Annotated in this window: 15 protein-coding genes; 5 read left to right on the forward strand and 10 right to left on the reverse strand. The window is 52.7% G+C overall.

All coding sequences use genetic code 11. From position 1 onward, the window contains the following. The coding region (locus BLO51_RS23675; protein WP_143006958.1) for a helix-turn-helix domain-containing protein at window positions 1-389 on the reverse strand (389 nt) is incomplete at its 3' end. Between the two features lie 415 nt (window positions 390-804). On the opposite strand from BLO51_RS23675, the gene yhbH reads away from it, so the two are divergent. Both yhbH and BLO51_RS23685 read left to right on the forward strand, forming a co-directional pair. Then, a complete protein-coding gene (gene yhbH / locus BLO51_RS23680; RefSeq protein WP_090675778.1) occupies window positions 805-1,965 on the forward strand; it encodes a sporulation protein YhbH in 1,161 nt (386 codons plus the stop codon). Then, entirely contained in the window at window positions 1,962-3,392 is a 1,431-nt protein-coding gene (locus BLO51_RS23685) for a SpoVR family protein (protein ID WP_090675779.1), read from the forward strand. Before yhbH ends, BLO51_RS23685 begins: the two co-directional genes overlap by 4 nt. A gap of 529 nt (window positions 3,393-3,921) precedes the next feature. Here BLO51_RS23685 and BLO51_RS23690 read toward each other — a convergent pair. Together BLO51_RS23690 and BLO51_RS23695 are read right to left on the reverse strand one after the other, a co-directional pair. Beyond that, a complete protein-coding gene (locus tag BLO51_RS23690) occupies window positions 3,922-4,842 on the reverse strand; it encodes a hypothetical protein (protein WP_143006959.1) in 921 nt (306 codons plus the stop codon). A 450-nt stretch (window positions 4,843-5,292) separates the two neighbouring features. Continuing rightward, window positions 5,293-5,889: a class I SAM-dependent methyltransferase gene (locus BLO51_RS23695; RefSeq protein ID WP_090675783.1), complete on the reverse strand. Its 597-nt coding sequence runs from the start codon at window positions 5,887-5,889 to the stop codon at window positions 5,293-5,295. 400 nt (window positions 5,890-6,289) lie between these two features. Here BLO51_RS23695 and BLO51_RS23700 point away from each other — a divergent pair, with 400 nt between their 5' ends. Both BLO51_RS23700 and BLO51_RS23705 read left to right on the forward strand, forming a co-directional pair. Next, window positions 6,290-6,733: a MarR family winged helix-turn-helix transcriptional regulator gene (locus BLO51_RS23700; protein ID WP_090675784.1), complete on the forward strand. Its 444-nt coding sequence runs from the start codon at window positions 6,290-6,292 to the stop codon at window positions 6,731-6,733. Window positions 6,734-6,800: 67 nt separating this feature from the next. Next, complete coding sequence (locus BLO51_RS23705) at window positions 6,801-9,089, forward strand: ATP-binding cassette domain-containing protein (RefSeq protein WP_090675786.1); 2,289 nt, start codon at window positions 6,801-6,803, stop codon at window positions 9,087-9,089. A 35-nt stretch (window positions 9,090-9,124) separates the two neighbouring features. Here the strand turns inward: BLO51_RS23705 and BLO51_RS23710 are convergent, their stop codons facing one another. Further along, a complete protein-coding gene (locus tag BLO51_RS23710; RefSeq protein WP_090675787.1) occupies window positions 9,125-9,994 on the reverse strand; it encodes an AraC family transcriptional regulator in 870 nt (289 codons plus the stop codon). A 129-nt stretch (window positions 9,995-10,123) separates the two neighbouring features. On the opposite strand from BLO51_RS23710, the gene BLO51_RS23715 reads away from it, so the two are divergent. Further along, on the forward strand, window positions 10,124-11,488 hold the full coding sequence (locus BLO51_RS23715; protein WP_090675789.1) for an MATE family efflux transporter: 1,365 nt from the start codon (window positions 10,124-10,126) through the stop codon (window positions 11,486-11,488). Between the two features lie 95 nt (window positions 11,489-11,583). On the opposite strand, the gene BLO51_RS23720 is transcribed toward BLO51_RS23715, so the two are convergent. The 6 genes from BLO51_RS23720 to BLO51_RS23745 form a co-directional block, all read right to left on the reverse strand. Further along, window positions 11,584-12,030 (reverse strand): hypothetical protein, encoded by a 447-nt coding sequence (locus BLO51_RS23720; RefSeq protein WP_090675792.1) that lies wholly within the window; start codon window positions 12,028-12,030, stop codon window positions 11,584-11,586. A 133-nt stretch (window positions 12,031-12,163) separates the two neighbouring features. Continuing rightward, window positions 12,164-12,568, reverse strand: coding sequence for a DoxX family protein (locus BLO51_RS23725; RefSeq protein WP_090675793.1), 405 nt, complete (start codon window positions 12,566-12,568; stop codon window positions 12,164-12,166). A 191-nt stretch (window positions 12,569-12,759) separates the two neighbouring features. After that, window positions 12,760-13,608, reverse strand: coding sequence for a M56 family metallopeptidase (locus BLO51_RS23730; protein ID WP_090675794.1), 849 nt, complete (start codon window positions 13,606-13,608; stop codon window positions 12,760-12,762). Between the two features lie 3 nt (window positions 13,609-13,611). Beyond that, a complete protein-coding gene (locus BLO51_RS23735) occupies window positions 13,612-14,025 on the reverse strand; it encodes a BlaI/MecI/CopY family transcriptional regulator (protein WP_090675796.1) in 414 nt (137 codons plus the stop codon). 124 nt (window positions 14,026-14,149) lie between these two features. Then, window positions 14,150-15,886 (reverse strand): phosphoenolpyruvate--protein phosphotransferase, encoded by a 1,737-nt coding sequence (gene ptsP, locus BLO51_RS23740; protein ID WP_090675797.1) that lies wholly within the window; start codon window positions 15,884-15,886, stop codon window positions 14,150-14,152. Between the two features lie 2 nt (window positions 15,887-15,888). Continuing rightward, a complete protein-coding gene (locus BLO51_RS23745) occupies window positions 15,889-16,170 on the reverse strand; it encodes an HPr family phosphocarrier protein (RefSeq protein WP_090675799.1) in 282 nt (93 codons plus the stop codon). Window positions 16,171-16,221: the final 51 nt, after the last annotated feature.

Raw genomic sequence — 16,221 nt, forward strand, 5'->3', positions numbered from 1 at the left:
GGAAGTTTCAGCAGATCGCAGGCAACGGCAATATTGCCGTTCGTAAACTTCGTGGTGTAGCTTTGGACGGGATTGCGTTTGCTCTTGAAACGAGGCGGATCGTTTTGCTTTCGAAAGAAGCGATCAAACGCATCTGCCAGGCTGCGAACGGCGGATTGCAAAGCAATGCTGTCCACGTCCTTGAGCCAAGGCCATTCCTTTTTCAACGCTGGCAGCCCGTTTGCACAGGTCTGGTAAGACAAGCCTCTGCCTGTTTCTTGGAAGGTGTCGTTCCACCTCGAAAGGAAGTGGTTAAAGACAAAGCGAGCGCATCCAAACATCTGATGGATCAGCGTCGTTTGCTCCTCTGTAGGGTAGATGCGAAAGCGAAAAGCTTTATGATGCAACATGCGAGTCTTATCTCCTTTGGTGATTTCATGACAATTATAGCACATATGTTCTCATTCTTATACAAGAGATGCTGATTCATCTCCCCCTTATCGAAGAGGGAGTCTTCTCAGCCTTAACGATAAACCAGAATCAGCTCTCGCAAAATAGAGGCTTTTTGAATCTTTTGGACCCGTCAGTCAATATCCCGTTGCCAAAAAAATCCGCTCCTACCCCGTTACATATCCCTCCGGCACTTGAATATATTTAGTAACAAGCACTTTTTTCAAGTACTTGTCATGTTAGTTACGTGTTTCTTTACCGCTTATCGTCCACCCGGTCCCCAACACCGTTCAAGCATTCGACGCCGGCTCAGCCGCTTTTTGACCGCGCTATCGAAGCCAGCTTTGATCTAAAAGCTATCAGGAGGTGTTCCGCATGACAGAGCCTTTATTTACCGTATCCCGCGAGGACTGGTCCCTGCACCGCAAAGGATATCAGGATCAGACCCGCCATCAGCAGAAAGTCCGGGAAGCGATAAAGCAAAATCTGCCCGATCTGGTGACGGACGAAAGCATCATCATGTCGGACGGCAAGCAAATCGTCAAAGTGCCCATCCGCAGTCTGGATGAGTACCGTTTCCGCTATAATTACAACAAGACCAAGCATGTGGGGCAAGGCGACGGGGATAGCCAGGTCGGCGACGTGCTGGGGGTAGACCCGCAGCACACTTCCAGTCCGGGCAAAGGCGAGGGCGCCGGCGATCAGCCCGGAGACGACTATTATGATACCGAGGTGCAAATGGAGGAGCTGCAGTCCATGCTCTTCGAGGAGTTGGAGCTGCCGAACCTGCAGCAGAAAGAAAAGCACAATGTCACGACCAAAGAAATCGTTTTCAACGATATCCGCAAAAAAGGAATCATGTCCAACATCGACAAGAAGCGGACGATTCTCGAAAATTTGAAGCGGAACGCCACCTCCGGGGTTCCCGGTATTCATCATATCAGCCCGGACGATCTGCGCTATAAGACGTGGGACGAAGTCGTCACCCCTCACTCGAACGCGCTGGTTCTCGCCATGATGGACACGTCCGGCAGTATGGGGTCCTTCGAAAAATATATCGCGCGCAGCTTCTTCTTCTGGATGACGCGATTCCTGCGGACGAAATACGAACAGGTGGAAATCATTTTCATCGCCCACCATACCGAAGCCAAAGAAGTGACGGAAGAGGAATTTTTCACCAAAGGCGAAAGCGGCGGCACGATCTGCTCTTCGGCCTATCAGCTTGCGGTCGACTTGATTGATCGGCGCTATCCGCCGTCCCGCTTCAATATATATCCGTTTCATTTCTCCGATGGCGATAACCTGACATCAGACAACGAACGATGCGTACGGCTGATCGGCGAGCTGGTCAAGCGGGCGAACCTGTTCGGGTATGGCGAAGTGAACCAATATAACCGCAGCAGCACGCTCATGTCCGCTTACCGGAACATTCACGACCCGAAATTCGTGCACTACGTGATCCGTGAGAAAGGCGAAGTGTACAAGGCGCTCAAAACCTTTTTCCCGAAGGGCGCGGAGGGGAGGATCGCCCAGTGAAGGCGGATGACATCAAGCAGCTGGAATACGCCATCGCGGAAATTACCGAGGTCGCCAGCGGCTTCGGTCTCGACTTTTACCCGATGCGCTACGAGATATGCCCTTCCGATATTATCTACACCTTCGGCGCTTACGGGATGCCGACCCGCTTCAGTCATTGGAGCTTCGGAAAGACGTTTCATAAGATGAAAATGCAGTACGATTTCGGACTCAGCAAAATTTACGAGCTTGTCATCAACTCCGACCCGTGTTACGCTTTCCTGCTCGATGGCAATTCGCTCATCCAGAACAAGCTGATCGTGGCGCACGTGCTGGCGCACTGCGACTTTTTCAAAAACAACGTTCGCTTTTCCAAGACGAACCGCAACATGGTCGAGAGCATGTCCGCCACGGCCGAGCGCATCCGCCGATACGAGATCGAATACGGGACGGACGAGGTAGAACGGTTTATCGATGCCATGCTCGCCATCCAAGAGCATGTCGATCCGCTGATCACGAAGCCGTACCGCGGACGCGGCAGCGGCCGGCAAGAAGCGGCGGACGATCAGCAAAAGCCTGCGAAGCGCAAGTTCGGCTACGAGGATTTATGGGATTTAGATGAGAAGCCTGAAGCCAAGACCATCAACCCCAAAGAAGCTCCGGCCAAGTTTCCACCCAAGCCGGAGAAGGATCTGATGCTTTTTATCGAAGAGCACGCTCCCTACCTGAAGGATTGGCAGCGCGACGTCATGACAATGCTGCGGGACGAAATGCTGTACTTCTGGCCACAGCTGGAGACGAAGATTATGAACGAAGGCTGGGCCTCCTACTGGCATCAGCGCATTTTGCGGGAACTCGATCTGACCGACTCCGAGACGATCGAATACTCCAGACTCAACTCCTCCGTTGTCGTCCCGTCCCGCCATACGCTCAATCCATATTATCTGGGACTGAAAATTTTCGAGGATATCGAGAAGCGCTGGGATAACCCGTCCGAGGAGGATCGGGAACGCTTCGGCTATAAAGGCGGCGAAGGCCGGCAAAAAATATTTGAGGTGCGCGAATTCGACTCCGATCTATCGTTCATCCGCAACTATATGACCAAAAAGCTGTGCGACGAGCTCGATTTGTATATTTTCGAGAAAAAAGGACCGGAGTGGAAAATTACCGACAAGTCTTGGGAACATATCCGCGACCAGCTCGTGTATTCCCGGGTAAACGGCGGCTTCCCTTATATCGTAGTCGAGGACGGGGATTTCGAGAAGAACGGCGAGTTGTACTTGAAGCATATGTACGAAGGCATCGAGCTCGATTTGAAGTATGTGGAGCGGACCCTCCCGTATATTCACCGGCTGTGGGGGAAGACAGTGCATCTGGAATCGGTCATCGAAACGAAGCCGGTGCTGTTCACCTTCGATGGGAAGAAACACAACAGGAAGTTTTTATAAAAAAAAGGGACTGTCACTTTACATGACAGTCCCTATAGCTTGACGTTGCCGGCTATCACTCTCTGTCTCCCCGCTCATTGAGTGTAAGAAACAACCGGATTTTGTTCAATTCTCCAAGCCTCCAAGCTATTAGTCACCTAACAAGTCCTAATGGATAGGACTCAGCTTGTATATCGGCTCGGAAACTAGAAATCTTTAGAGCCAATGCCAATAAAGTGGTAAAAAAAGAAACCACGGCAGCACAGCCTGTGGCAAGAATAGCGACCCATGACAAGTACAAACCGACTTTGAAATCGAGAAAAGTTGGACGTAGTACGGTTAGTAGAGAATATATTGCATTGCATTATCAGTCCCATTAAGTAGATCTTCTATGTCCAAGGCTAGAGGTATATCTGGATACAAAGAGGTCCTGTTCTCATTTCCGATAAAATGAAACTTTCTTGTCGAGTATGAAATCATGAGTTTAGTATGTGGCAGAACAAATGAAGCCACGTTACCAAAAGAATCCGGCTTTCCACCGGTTGGTTCCCTACCAGAATTCATTCAGTTTATTTTTTAGAGAGATGGCTGTACTCACCCCAGCCGAAAATGTACCATTATTGATAATTACGTACACTTTGAAATGGCTGTTTTGATTGAAGCGCAATTTTTCAATGAGTGGCTCTAGCAAGTCAGATCTCCCACCTTCATTAAATCGAAGATCAAAAACAACCTTTCTGATTTCGTGCTTCCTTGAATCATCCATGATCATATCCGTAATATTGGCAATACTCTTTTCCTTCATTTCCAAGCATCGATTGTACTTAAAATATAAAGTATGATTTTTCGATAGATACTCATACCAATAGTTTTCACTTTGATTTCGCAAAAACAAAGGAACATCTTTGCCTATTTTACTGAAAAAAACAGTATCTTCGACTTCCGTCCCAGAACGAATTCGAATTTCTTGTACTCCTCCTTGACTATTCTGGAACATAAAACGATTCTCGTGCTTACCTTGATTAAAGCCAAGTCCGTACATAAGATTAAGATTCTTCAGATATTTAGGAAACTGATATGAAACCCAATATTCATTTTCATGTGGAATGATATCACGATACCTTTCCTTAACTGATGCGATAGGATAACCATTAATTTCCATTAATCTTTGGCCAATTAAAAACTGAAATTCAGGAGTTGAGCTAACAACATAAATCCCACTAGAAAAATTGAACAAAGAAAAGGGGAGCATCGAAGTCGATGTTTGCTGTACTGTTGTATGAGAATCTCCAATCAAAGCCACAAGTTCCATTAATTTAACTATTACCTGAGATGCAGTTAAATTGGGAATTTGCGCCCTGACTTCCTCAACTTTGACATAGAATTGTTCCTTAGTGATTTTGAAAAATGCATCTGCATGTCTGGAAGTCAGTTCATGGGAGAGAACATGCAAATCTTCTTCCCAATTCATGATCTGGAGTTTTTTTTCATGATCTAAGGGGCTGCTGCTAGAAATAATTATGAGGAGTGATACAATTAAAAATAATTTATAAAAATTTTGCCTTATCGTAGTAATAACATGCTCACTTTTGGATTGACCTCGTTTCTTGAAAAAGTATGAATGCCACCTCATTTTGACCAATTTGCTCTTCATAGATATTATATTGCCACAATATCTTACAAATTACAACTTTTTCTATTCGTTTTGATATTACATGACCCATGCAGTTTAATCAGTCACCAAACAAAAATTGTTCGTAGGTGATTGTGCAAACCTTCGGAGTGTGGAAAATGAAAGGTAATGAACGCACAAAAAAAATGTGTCCCAATTCGGGACACACTTGCCGATTCGATCTGATGCAGTAATGCAAAATAGGACGCTTGGGGCCTTGCTAGTTGCTTGAGTGCCACGGATTCCCCATTATTTTCTTAATACAAGTTGAATGACATGGGATAATCCGGTGTGCTCCTTTCCTGCCACACGCTCTTGTTCGCCATAGAAGAAATGGATCACCTCATGACCTTCGCACCAAGCAAGCATTTCTTTTGGTTCATAAAGCATTTCAAGCTCCGGGGGGCCACCCGTACCATACTTTAATTGTTCCTCGGAGAATACCTCAAGCATCATAATCCCTTTAGGCTTTATCGCATTTTTCATTTTATTGAGAATCATGGTCTGATCGTCTTTATGAAAATGCCCAAATACCATGATGGCGGCATCATATTCCTCGTTCGGCACATCATCTTCCAAAAGGTCGATTTTTTGGGTATGTACTTCAACGCCATGCTTCTGAGCCAGTTTTTTCGTTTTTTGCAAACCGCTCTCCGCATAGTCAATGGCTGTCACTTCATGATTTCTTTTTGCTAAAAAAACAGCATTCCTTCCTTCACCCTCTGCAAACGCGATAACTTTTTGACATTGTTCTAATCGAAAAGCTTGTTGCTGAATAAATACGTTAGGTTCTTCCCCATAGTAATATTCTTCCGAATTAAAACGCTCATTCCAAATATTTCCCATACTCACCGGCCTCCTGTGATTAAAATATTTCCAAGTACAATCACGATGTTTAACTCCTTTTTGTTGAATATGAAAGTTTCCGCCATGTCTTTAATAAAGCAAAATAATACAACATGGGTGCTAAGCATACTTAACCGCTGCAGTTATTCTCGTCGCCTATTATGGAGTTGTTGTATCCATAATATCTTTGAAATCGGTGGTGTGTCAATAGCGCGAGGCAACTGTGACGATGCACTAATTCAACCCGGAGCCACTTAAAACAACGGATATTTTTCGCAGACAAAGGTAACCGTATAGCTCCTCCGGCGGCTACTCTACCTTCCACAATTGATTGCTAAAAAGAAACTAATTTGATACGATGACAAACAGAATGCACGATATCGATAGGGGGATTCCTTTCATGCAGCCAGATCAACCCGGCGAGCTGGAGAACGCTTTGTCCCATCTCCAATGCGTGCTGATCGCCAGGAGAACGCGGGTTAACCCGGAGCAGCTCACATGGGCGCAGTACGACATTCTGGAAATTTTGCGCATCCGCGGTCCCATGATGCCTTCGCTCATCGGCGAAACGCTGGGGATGTCGCGTCCGGCCACCTCGAAAAATCTCAGAGTTTTAAAGGATAAGCAGTTGATTGAACAAACGGCGCGCGAGGAAGACCGGCGGGAACAAACGACGTCGCTCACGGATAGCGGCCGAATTTTTCTGGAGCGTGCGGCCCAAAGCCGGCGCGAGGCTGCCGAAATCGCCGCCTCCGTTCTTACACCCGGCGAGCAAAGTATTTTTGCGGAGCTGTGCCAAAAGGTAACGGCCGCACTCGACAACAAGCAATCGCGATCCGTTTAAGTATGGTTTCTATATGGAAATAAACGATCTCAGATCATCATTCTTGAAGAAGGAGGAGATCCGGCCTATGATCATTCAAAGTGGCGCCCCCGACAACCGGCACGATATGATCCGCGTTACAGGCGCGAGAGAAAATAATCTAAAAAACGTGACGGTCAGCATTCCAAAGAAGCGGATCACCGTGTTTACGGGCGTATCCGGCTCCGGCAAGTCTTCACTCGTATTCGACACGATTGCGGCGGAATCGCAGCGCCAGCTCAACGAAACGTTTACCAGCTTCGTCCGGCATCGTCTTCCTCATTACGGGCAGCCGGATGTGGACTCGCTGGACAATTTGTCTGTCGCGATCGTGGTCGATCAGAAGCGGCTCGGCGGCAACGTCCGGTCCACCGTCGGAACTGTCACCGATATTTACTCCTTGCTGCGCTTGCTGTACTCCCGGATCGGCAAGCCGTTTGTCGGTTATTCCAACACCTTTTCGTTCAACGATCCGCACGGGATGTGCCCCAAATGCGAAGGATTGGGAACGGTGGCGGCAATTGATCTCGACCTGCTGATCGACCGGCAAAAATCGCTGAACGAGGGGGCCATCCGTTTTCCTACGTTTCGTCCCGGCGAATGGCGTTGGAAACGGTATGTTTGTTCCGGATTATTTGACAACGACAAAAAGCTTGGCGAGTATACGGACGAGGAATGGGACACGCTGCTTTACAAAACGGATATGAAGCTGAAGCATCCCGGTCCCGGCTGGCCGCCGTCCTCCAAATATGAAGGCCTGATTCCCCGGTTTGAACGGAGCTTTCTGACCAAAGAATCCGAGGAGGCCAAAACGCGCTACAAGGAAAAGTTTGACCGGATCGTCACCCGGGGCGCTTGTCCTCTGTGCAAGGGGGCCAGACTGAATCAGGAGGTGCTCGGCTGTAAGATCAACGGCAAAAGCATCGCGGACTGCACGACCATGCAGATCAGTGAACTCGCCCCCGTCATACGCGCCATTGACGATGGCGTCGCCGCAACCATGGTCGACGCCATCGTCGAACGGCTGGAGCATCTGATTTCCGTCGGATTAGGCTATCTCAGCCTAAACCGGGAAACGGCCACACTGTCCGGCGGCGAATCGCAGCGGGTTAAGATGGTGCGGCATCTCGGCAGCAGTCTGACGGATATCACGTACATTTTTGACGAGCCGAGCATCGGACTTCATCCCCACGACGTTCACCGGCTGAACTCCCTGATCAAGCGACTCCGGGACAAAGGGAATACGGTCCTTGTCGTCGAGCACGATCCGGATGTCATCGCCATAGCCGACCATGTGATCGATATGGGACCGGAAGCTGGCTCCAAGGGCGGCAGTATCGTCTACGAAGGCGGTCTGGCAGGTCTGCCGGCTTCCGGCACCCTGACCGGAACGTATCTCGGCCGCCGGCCCCGGCTCAAGACGCCGCCGAGACAACCGGGCGGTTCGCTCGTGATCGGTCCGGCCTCCCTACACAACCTCAAAGACGTGAGCGTCCGTATCCCGCAGGGCGTGATGACGGTCGTCACCGGCGTAGCGGGCTCAGGAAAAAGCACGCTGATCAACAAGGTGCTGCCCCGGCATTATCCGGAAGCCGTCTACATCGATCAAGGAGCCATCCAAGGCTCGAAGCGCTCCAATCCTGCGACCTACACCGGGATGCTGGACCCAATCCGCGAGTTGTTCGCCAAGGCAAATCGGGTGAGCCCCACGTTGTTCAGCTTCAATTCCAACGGCGCATGTTCGGAATGCAAAGGCCTTGGCGTCACGTATACGGATCTTGCTTTTATGGACCCGATCGTCAGCCGATGTGAGAGCTGTCAGGGACGCCGGTTTACCAATGAGGTTCTGGGCTATACGCTGCGGGGCAAATCGATCGACGAGGTTTTGGAGATGAGTGTAGCGGACGCGCGGACCTTCTTTCGGGAGGAAGCCATTCGGACGATTTTGGAGCGGCTAGGCGATGTCGGGCTGGACTACATTACGCTCGGGCAGCCGCTGAACACGCTCTCCGGCGGGGAAAGACAGCGCCTGAAGCTCGCGGCCGAACTGGAGCGCAGCGGTCAAATCTACGTATTCGACGAACCGACCACCGGATTGCATCTCTCCGATGTCGACCGCCTGATCGGCCTGCTGAACCGGCTCGTAGACAACGGCAGCACGGTGATCGTGATCGAGCATAATCTCGACGTGATCAGTCAAGCCGATTGGATCGTCGACTTGGGTCCAGGAGCCGGACAAGAGGGCGGGACAGTCATCTTCGAAGGCGTTCCTGAAGAGCTTATCGAGCATCCGCATTCGGTCACAGGGCATTATTTGAAGCGGCATCTCCACTGTTAACTCGTATCCAGTCAAATGACTTGGACCGTGTCCGGTCAGGCATGGGAAAAGCGCTTGCGATAAGCGCGCGGGGTCAAGCCTTCCATTTTGACGAAGCAGGACGTAAAATAGGCTGCTTGGTTGAATCCGACCTCTTCGGCCACCCGGGCGACTGGGAAGTCGGTTTGCAGCAGCAGCAGCTTGGCTTGCTCCAGCCGATAGCGCAGCAAATACTCGAAGGGCGAGCAGCCGAATTCCCGCTGCATGCAGCGCGCAATATACACGGGGTGAAAATTGAGCGCCTCCCCCAAGCTCTGCGCAGACACCGATTGTTTGAAATGCTGGCGCAGGTAGGACGCCGCCTGATCCGCCACTTCGGCTCCGGGAGGCGGCATTTCCGCTTGCAGCGAAGCGTTAAGCTGCTCCAGCACCTGCTGAAACAGCAGTTGATGCTTCCAGCGCGCCCAGTTGCGGTGCGACTCCTTCTCCAGCTCGCCGAGCTGCTGCATCGTCCGGTAGACGGACGTCGGCTTCAGCAGCTTGGCAAACTGGGGGAGCTGAATGGCGAAGGTTTGCATCGTGAAACTTTTTTCCTCTATCGGGACGGACGGCAGCACCGGTACTCCCTCCTCCGTCTCTCTCCACGCGCCCGTCGTGTTGAAATGCAGCCAATAATGCGCCGTATCCGTCGTGCACCCCTGCGGCGAATAATGGTGCCGGTCAGGGCGGAGAATGATCGCGTGGCCAGCCGTAACTTCGTAGTAATCGCCGCCTTCCATAATATAAATGCAGCCTTCCTGTACGACGAGCAGATCGAACACGCCGATATTGCGCCGATTCGGATGCTTGCGCCCGGGCGCAATGATGCAGAAACCGCTGGCCAAATAGTGAGGCAGCGGCGGGGATGTAAATTCGAGAATTGGCATCGCTTTCACCCTCTTAGCATACGAAGTCAGGTTTGCAAATTGATAATTTCAGTTCGGATACTGATACATGCTTTCAAGTATACGCTCTATAATGTGATATGGGAATATGGCATCAGGAGGATACGGAACATGAATGACGACAAAAAGTTTACGCTATGGGTGCTCGCGTGGCCCATTTTTATTGAAATGTTTCTGCAGTTTTTGCTGGGTACAGCGGATACACTTATGGTCAGCCGCATATCGGACGGCGCCGTAGCCGTAGTAGGCATTTCCACGCAATTGTTTTCCGCCGTCACGATCTTGTTCATGACGGTCGCCAACGGGGCCGGCGTGCTGATCGCGCAGAAGCTCGGGGCCCGCAAGCCGGAAGACGCTCGGACGGTAGCCATCATGTCGATCAATATATCGGTCGTGATCGGGGCCCTGCTCAGCCTTGTGCTCTATCTTTTTGCCCGCGATATCGCCGCGCTGCTGCAGGTCCCGGCTGCTCTGCTGCCGATGGCCGATACGTACATCTCCATCATCGGCGGAGGCATGACGCTGACCGCCGCCATGGCCGCTTTCAGCACGGCGATTCGCAATACGGGGAACACGCGCGGTCCGATGTATATCGCGATCGGGATGAACGTCATTCACGTTGTGCTGAACTACGCGTTTATTTACGGTGCCTTCGGCTTTCCGCAATGGGGGCTGGCCGGCGTAGCGGTCTCGACCCTTGTCAGCCGTCTGCTGGCCACGATTGTGCTCGCCTTCCTGTTCGTGCATTCGTTCGAGCGCCGGGTCGGCTGGAAAGACTTTCTGCGATTCGACCGCCCTTTGTTCCGCGAAACGATGCAGATCGGCTGGCCTATGGGTGTATCCTCAGCTTCGTGGGTATTCTCGCAGCTGATTCTGTTTTCGTTCATTGCGATGCTCGGGGCCAAGGAACTGGCGGCACGGACTTATATGAATACGATGGAGTCGTTTTGCTTCACGCTCGGGTTTTCCATCGCCATGGCTCTGCAAATTCAGATCGCCCATCTTTTCGGGGCCGGACGGACACAGGAGGCGTACCGTGCCGCTTATCGGGGAATGTGGACGGGACTTGCGGTCGTCATGACCAATGCGCTGCTGCTGTACGTATTCGGCAGCAAGGCACTGTCTCTGTTCACCGTTGATGAGGAGATTGTGGCGCTCGGGGTTGCGCTGCTCGGCTTGAACCTGCTGCTGCAGCCGGGGAAAATGATCAATATGGCCATGGGCAACGCCTTAACGGGAATCGGCGATACCCGGTTCATTATGATTACCGGAGTGATCTCGCTCTGGCTGCTCGCAACGCCGATTTCTTACTACCTCGGCATTCGGCTCGGCTGGGGCTTGGCCGGAATTTATGTGTCGATGATCGCCGACGAATATTTACGCGGCTTTCTCGTTCTCCGCCGTTGGAAAAGCGGCAAAATGCTGCATCCGTCCGCAGCCTCGCCCGGGCGTCAGACCATCTCGGCACAAAGCTAGCGTGCACGGCAAAAGCCCGTCCGATTCGTCATTCGGACGGGCTTTCGCTTGGCGATAAGCGCAGGGATCAAAGCAGCCGTCATGCGAACCGCCGGTCAATCCGGCTTCGGTCCGCTGCCGGGCCGCTTATCCGGGTTGGCCCGCCGTCTTTTCACGAAAGCGGCGCGACCTCCCAGCAAGGCGGCGGGAATGATGGCTAAGAAGCCAATAAGATGATACCATGAGGGAACCTCGGAGTGGCCGAATGAATAATAGAAGCCGATCGCGGCTCCCACAACGCCGATAATCGAAGCATGAAAATAAGCGTCCCGCTTCGCCACCGAAGCCGATACATACCCGCCGAGCCCCGTGCAGAACAAGCCGACAAGCAGGTAAATCATCAAAAGCGGCGTACTCGCATACACCTTGGAAATCTCGCTCGGACCGATTTGATTGGACGTGATGTAGATCGTGCCGATCAAGAGCGAAGAGACGAACGAAGCGACCTGATCCACCATTATGCCGGCCAGTACGCTGCCGAAATGTACGGTTTTCTTTTCCATGATTGAGTAGGTCTCCTATAGTGATGTAGTGCGACTTCTTGTATAGGTGCTGCTACTATGCCTCCTACGTTCCAACTATACCATACTCCAATCCGGATCGACAGCGCACAATCTCGAAACAGCTCCAAGCGCTCTAGGCGCTCGCCCCTTCTGTGGTTCGCTTACGGAACAAGCTATCCACCGCCAGCACACGGTTTCCGCTAATCAACAGGTGCAGGGACATGGCGAACAGCGCAAGATCGAACTCATACCCGCCGATAAATCCCTGCGACAGCTTGACGGTCAGGATCGCGCCAAGCATAATGATCGAAAACAATGCGCCAAATACGCGCACGCCCAGACCGAGAATCATGCAAATGCCGCCGATCAGTTCGATGCCGCCGACCGCATAAGCCAGAAAACCGGGCAAGCCGATGCTTTGAAAGAAGCCTGCGGCTTTTTCAATCCCCGATTGAAATTTTTGCAGCCCGTGCAAAAGAAAAGTCACTCCCAATACGATACGTACAATCAAAGCTCCCCATTCAGAAAACATTGTCATTTCACACCTTCCTCCTTGAATAAAATCCCATTTTATCAGGCTGATTCGAGGACCGCTTCCTTTCATCCGCCTTGCTTCATCCGATTCGCATCACCTCCTAATCATCACACTACTTATTGTAGTGTCAGACGGCAAAAAAATGCGCCGTCCGGAAAAATAATCCGACCGCGCCGCGGTCCTTTCCTACACGATCAGAGGGTAGCGAAGAAAAACATCGCGCCAAGCAAAAGCACCGTATGGAATGAAATCAAGATCAGCTTCAGCGGCAATTTGAACGGAATCTCGGATTGCGGGTCCAAAATTAACTGAATACGGCAGTTGATCGAATTGTCTGCGAACGAGACGTAGGAAAATACCATCGTTTCCGACTTTCTGTACTTCAGGAGCTTCAGCAAGGCGCTGCCGATCTCTATGGACGAACCCAGTTGTTCGATGGCATAATGATCCGCGAGCACCTCGCGAACGGTCCGGTATTTTTGGTGCACCCACCGTAGCAGCGGGACGTATCCCATGACCGACGAGCAGAGGGACAGCACGAACGTTTTGAGCGGATCGCCGTGCTTCCAGTGATACATTTCATGATGGATCACCGCCTCCAGTTCCCTCGCATCCAGCAGCCGGATCAAGCCCGTCGATAAAATGACCTTTGGGTTCAACAGGTTCATCGTAAACGCTCGCGGCTCGTCGCAGGCGACGACCAGAATCGGTTCGCCGCCGCCGCCGTACTGCCCGTTCAATTCTGCCGTCATCCGTTCGTCCCGTTTGCTTTGCAAGCGCCGGTACGTGCACCACGACGCCCATTGCTGCTGGACGATGAGTCCGACGGTCAGCAGCAGAGTGTAGAACACGACGATGTCGAAGGCATACTCCACGCCGTCCAAACCGTAAATGCTCGCCGTACTGGCGCAAAATTGGATAAGGTTATGCTTGATTTCCAAGCCCAACAGCAAATGCAGCGCATACGCGACTATCTGGGACATGATCAGGCCCGAAAACCCAAGGCCCGTAAGGAACAGGATTCTGGAACGTTTTTCCCACATAGGCTATCTTTCCTTTTTCAGAGCTTGAATTTTTTGCTCCAACTGCTCAAGAAGCGCCGGGTCCGCTTCTTCCAGGGCGTCCAGCATATGGTTCACGACAAGCGGTCCGAATTCTTCAAGCAAATCGTTCGTCAGCTCTTTGGATTGGGTTTCGAGAAACTGCTCCAGCGATTGGGTAGGCTGGAATAAGGAGACGCGCCCTTCCGCTCTTTTGCGCAGCACACCCTTGTCCACCAGCCGGTTCATGACCGTCATCACCGTATTGAAATTGATTGCCTGCTCCTTGGCCAGCCTTGCCTGAACGTCTTTGATCGCCATCTCCGGACCATTCCACAGGATATGCATGATTCTCGCTTCCAGAGGTCCGAAGAAGCGGTTTAATCCGCTTTCGTTCGTCTTGAATGAATGAATTTTCATGAAAACACCTCACACTACCTATTGTAATGTTCGCAAAAGGCACCGTCAAGCTTACCGTTCGTTCCAACAAAAAAGCACGGCAAGGGGCGCATACGCCTCTGTACCGTGCTTTTCCCCTTACATGCTACAAAAACTCGCGCAGCCAAGGAAGCTGCGTCTCGACCTCGCTTCGGACCTCGTCCGGATCGCTCAGATCAAGCACCGCTTCCGCCAGCCTGCCCATCCCGCTCCGGTCAAGCTTCGCGATGAGCGCCCGCGTACGCGCCACGTGGACGCCGCTCATGCTGAACTCGTGCAGCCCCATGCCGAGCAAAATCGGCACCGCATGCGGCTGACCCGCCATCTCCCCACACATGCCGACCCATTTGCCTTCCCGCGCCGCCGCGCGGATGACCTGATCGATCAAACGCAGCACCGCTGGCTGAAGCGGATCGTTTAATTGGGCTAGCTTCGGATTCATCCGGTCGGCCGCCATCGTATACTGCACGAGATCGTTCGTCCCGATGCTGAAGAAATCGACCTCTTTGGCCAACCGGTCCGCCATCAGCGCCGCTCCCGGGACTTCGATCATGATGCCGGTCTCCAGATCGTCCCGGAACGCCCGGCCTTCGGCCCGCAGCTCCGCCTTGGCCTCCTTCAGAACAGCCTTGGCCCGTCTCCATTCGCGGAGCGAAGCGATCATCGGGAACATGATCTTGATATTGGCCTCCGCGCTGGCCCGCAAGATGGCGCGAAGCTGCGTCTTGAACAGCTCCGGCCGGTCCAGGCAAATGCGGATCGCCCGGTAGCCAAGGAACGGGTTCTCTTCCTTCGGCAGCTCCAGCAGCGGCAGCTCCTTGTCCCCGCCGATATCCATCGTGCGGATCACGATCGGCGCCTCCGGTCCGAAAGCCCGGGCCGCCGCCGCATACGCTTCGTACTGCTCATCCTCCGTCGGCAGCGAATCGCGGCCCATGTACAGAAACTCCGTGCGGAACAGCCCTACGCCTTCAGCCCCGCCGCGCGCGGCCGCTTCCGCATCGGCCGGCGAGCCGATGTTGGCGACGAGCTCGATGCTTGCGCCGTCCAGTGTCACGGACGGGCAGTCTACAAACGCACGGTAACGCTCGGCCAACGCCTGCTGCTCGCTTGCTTTTTGGCGGTAAGCAGAGAGCTGTTCCTCTGCCGGAGCAACGAGCATGACGCCTTCGCGGCCGTCGATGACGAGCCGCTGGCCGTCCTGCACCTGGAACAGGCTCTCGCCCAAGCCGACGATCGCCGGAATGCCGAGCGAGCGGGCCAATATGGCAGAGTGCGACGTCTTGCCGCCGGAAGCGGTGACGAAGCCCGCCGTCGCTTTCGGATCAAGCTGGGCCGTCTGCGAAGGCGTCAGCTCATCCGCGATCAGAATAAAGGGCTCATCCGTCAGGCACGTGTCCAAGGGCTCATCGGCATGGCGCAGCTTGCGAATCACACGGCGCGTCACATCGCGGATATCCGCAGCTCTCTCCCGCAAATACTCGTCGTCCAGACTTTCCAGCAGCGAGACAGTCTCCCGCATCGCTTCGTCCAGCGCCGCTTCCGCCCGGATAAGCTCCTCGCGGATGATCGTCTGAGCCTTGCCGATCAACTCTTCATCCTGAAGGAACAGCCGGTGGCCGTCGAAAATTTCCGCTTCCTGCTCCCGGCCCCGGTCCGTCAAGTCCCGGCCGATCTCCTGCAGCTCCTCGTCCGCCCGGCGGATCGCCTCGGCCAACCGCACCAGCTCGGCATCCGTCTCTTCCGCCCGGATCGGAAGCCGTTCCGGCCGCTGCTCCTCCCGCATCACTTTCGCGACACCGATCGCAATCCCCGGCGCCGCGGCAACTCCCTGAAGCCGCACAGTTACCCCTCCTTCCAAGGCGGCGCTTCGGAATATTCGGCCAGAATGCGGCCGATCTCCTCCTGCGCCACTTCTTCCTGCTCTCCCTCGGTAATGAGTGTGACCGTGTCACCGTGCTTGGCGCCGATGGTGAGCACGTTTACCAAGCTTTTCGCGCTGACGCGTTTACCTGCTTTTTCTAAGAAGATGTCGCATTCCTTGTAGCGCCCGGCCGCCTCCACAATTTTTTTGGCGGGACGGACGTGAAGTCCTAACAGGTTTTGAACAATATAGTCGTTTTGCATCGCTCTGCACTCCTTGTTCCGTATCGTTTAGTTTATATTTATCTATCTAAA

This window comes from Paenibacillus tianmuensis (assembly GCF_900100345.1).
GTDB classification, from domain to species: Bacteria; Bacillota; Bacilli; order Paenibacillales; family NBRC-103111; genus Paenibacillus_G; species Paenibacillus_G tianmuensis.

Coding starts and splice junctions, on each gene's coding strand:
- yhbH (WP_090675778.1), top strand. CDS start 805: ATGACAGAGCCTTTATTTACCGTATCCCGCGAGGACTGGTCCCTGCAC.
- BLO51_RS23690 (WP_143006959.1), bottom strand. CDS start 4,842: ATGAATTGGGAAGAAGATTTGCATGTTCTCTCCCATGAACTGACTTCC.
- BLO51_RS23695 (WP_090675783.1), bottom strand. CDS start 5,889: ATGGGAAATATTTGGAATGAGCGTTTTAATTCGGAAGAATATTACTAT.
- BLO51_RS23700 (WP_090675784.1), top strand. CDS start 6,290: ATGCAGCCAGATCAACCCGGCGAGCTGGAGAACGCTTTGTCCCATCTC.
- BLO51_RS23705 (WP_090675786.1), top strand. CDS start 6,801: ATGATCATTCAAAGTGGCGCCCCCGACAACCGGCACGATATGATCCGC.
- BLO51_RS23710 (WP_090675787.1), bottom strand. CDS start 9,994: ATGCCAATTCTCGAATTTACATCCCCGCCGCTGCCTCACTATTTGGCC.
- BLO51_RS23715 (WP_090675789.1), top strand. CDS start 10,124: ATGAATGACGACAAAAAGTTTACGCTATGGGTGCTCGCGTGGCCCATT.
- BLO51_RS23720 (WP_090675792.1), bottom strand. CDS start 12,030: ATGGAAAAGAAAACCGTACATTTCGGCAGCGTACTGGCCGGCATAATG.
- BLO51_RS23725 (WP_090675793.1), bottom strand. CDS start 12,568: ATGACAATGTTTTCTGAATGGGGAGCTTTGATTGTACGTATCGTATTG.
- BLO51_RS23730 (WP_090675794.1), bottom strand. CDS start 13,608: ATGTGGGAAAAACGTTCCAGAATCCTGTTCCTTACGGGCCTTGGGTTT.
- BLO51_RS23735 (WP_090675796.1), bottom strand. CDS start 14,025: ATGAAAATTCATTCATTCAAGACGAACGAAAGCGGATTAAACCGCTTC.
- BLO51_RS23745 (WP_090675799.1), bottom strand. CDS start 16,170: ATGCAAAACGACTATATTGTTCAAAACCTGTTAGGACTTCACGTCCGT.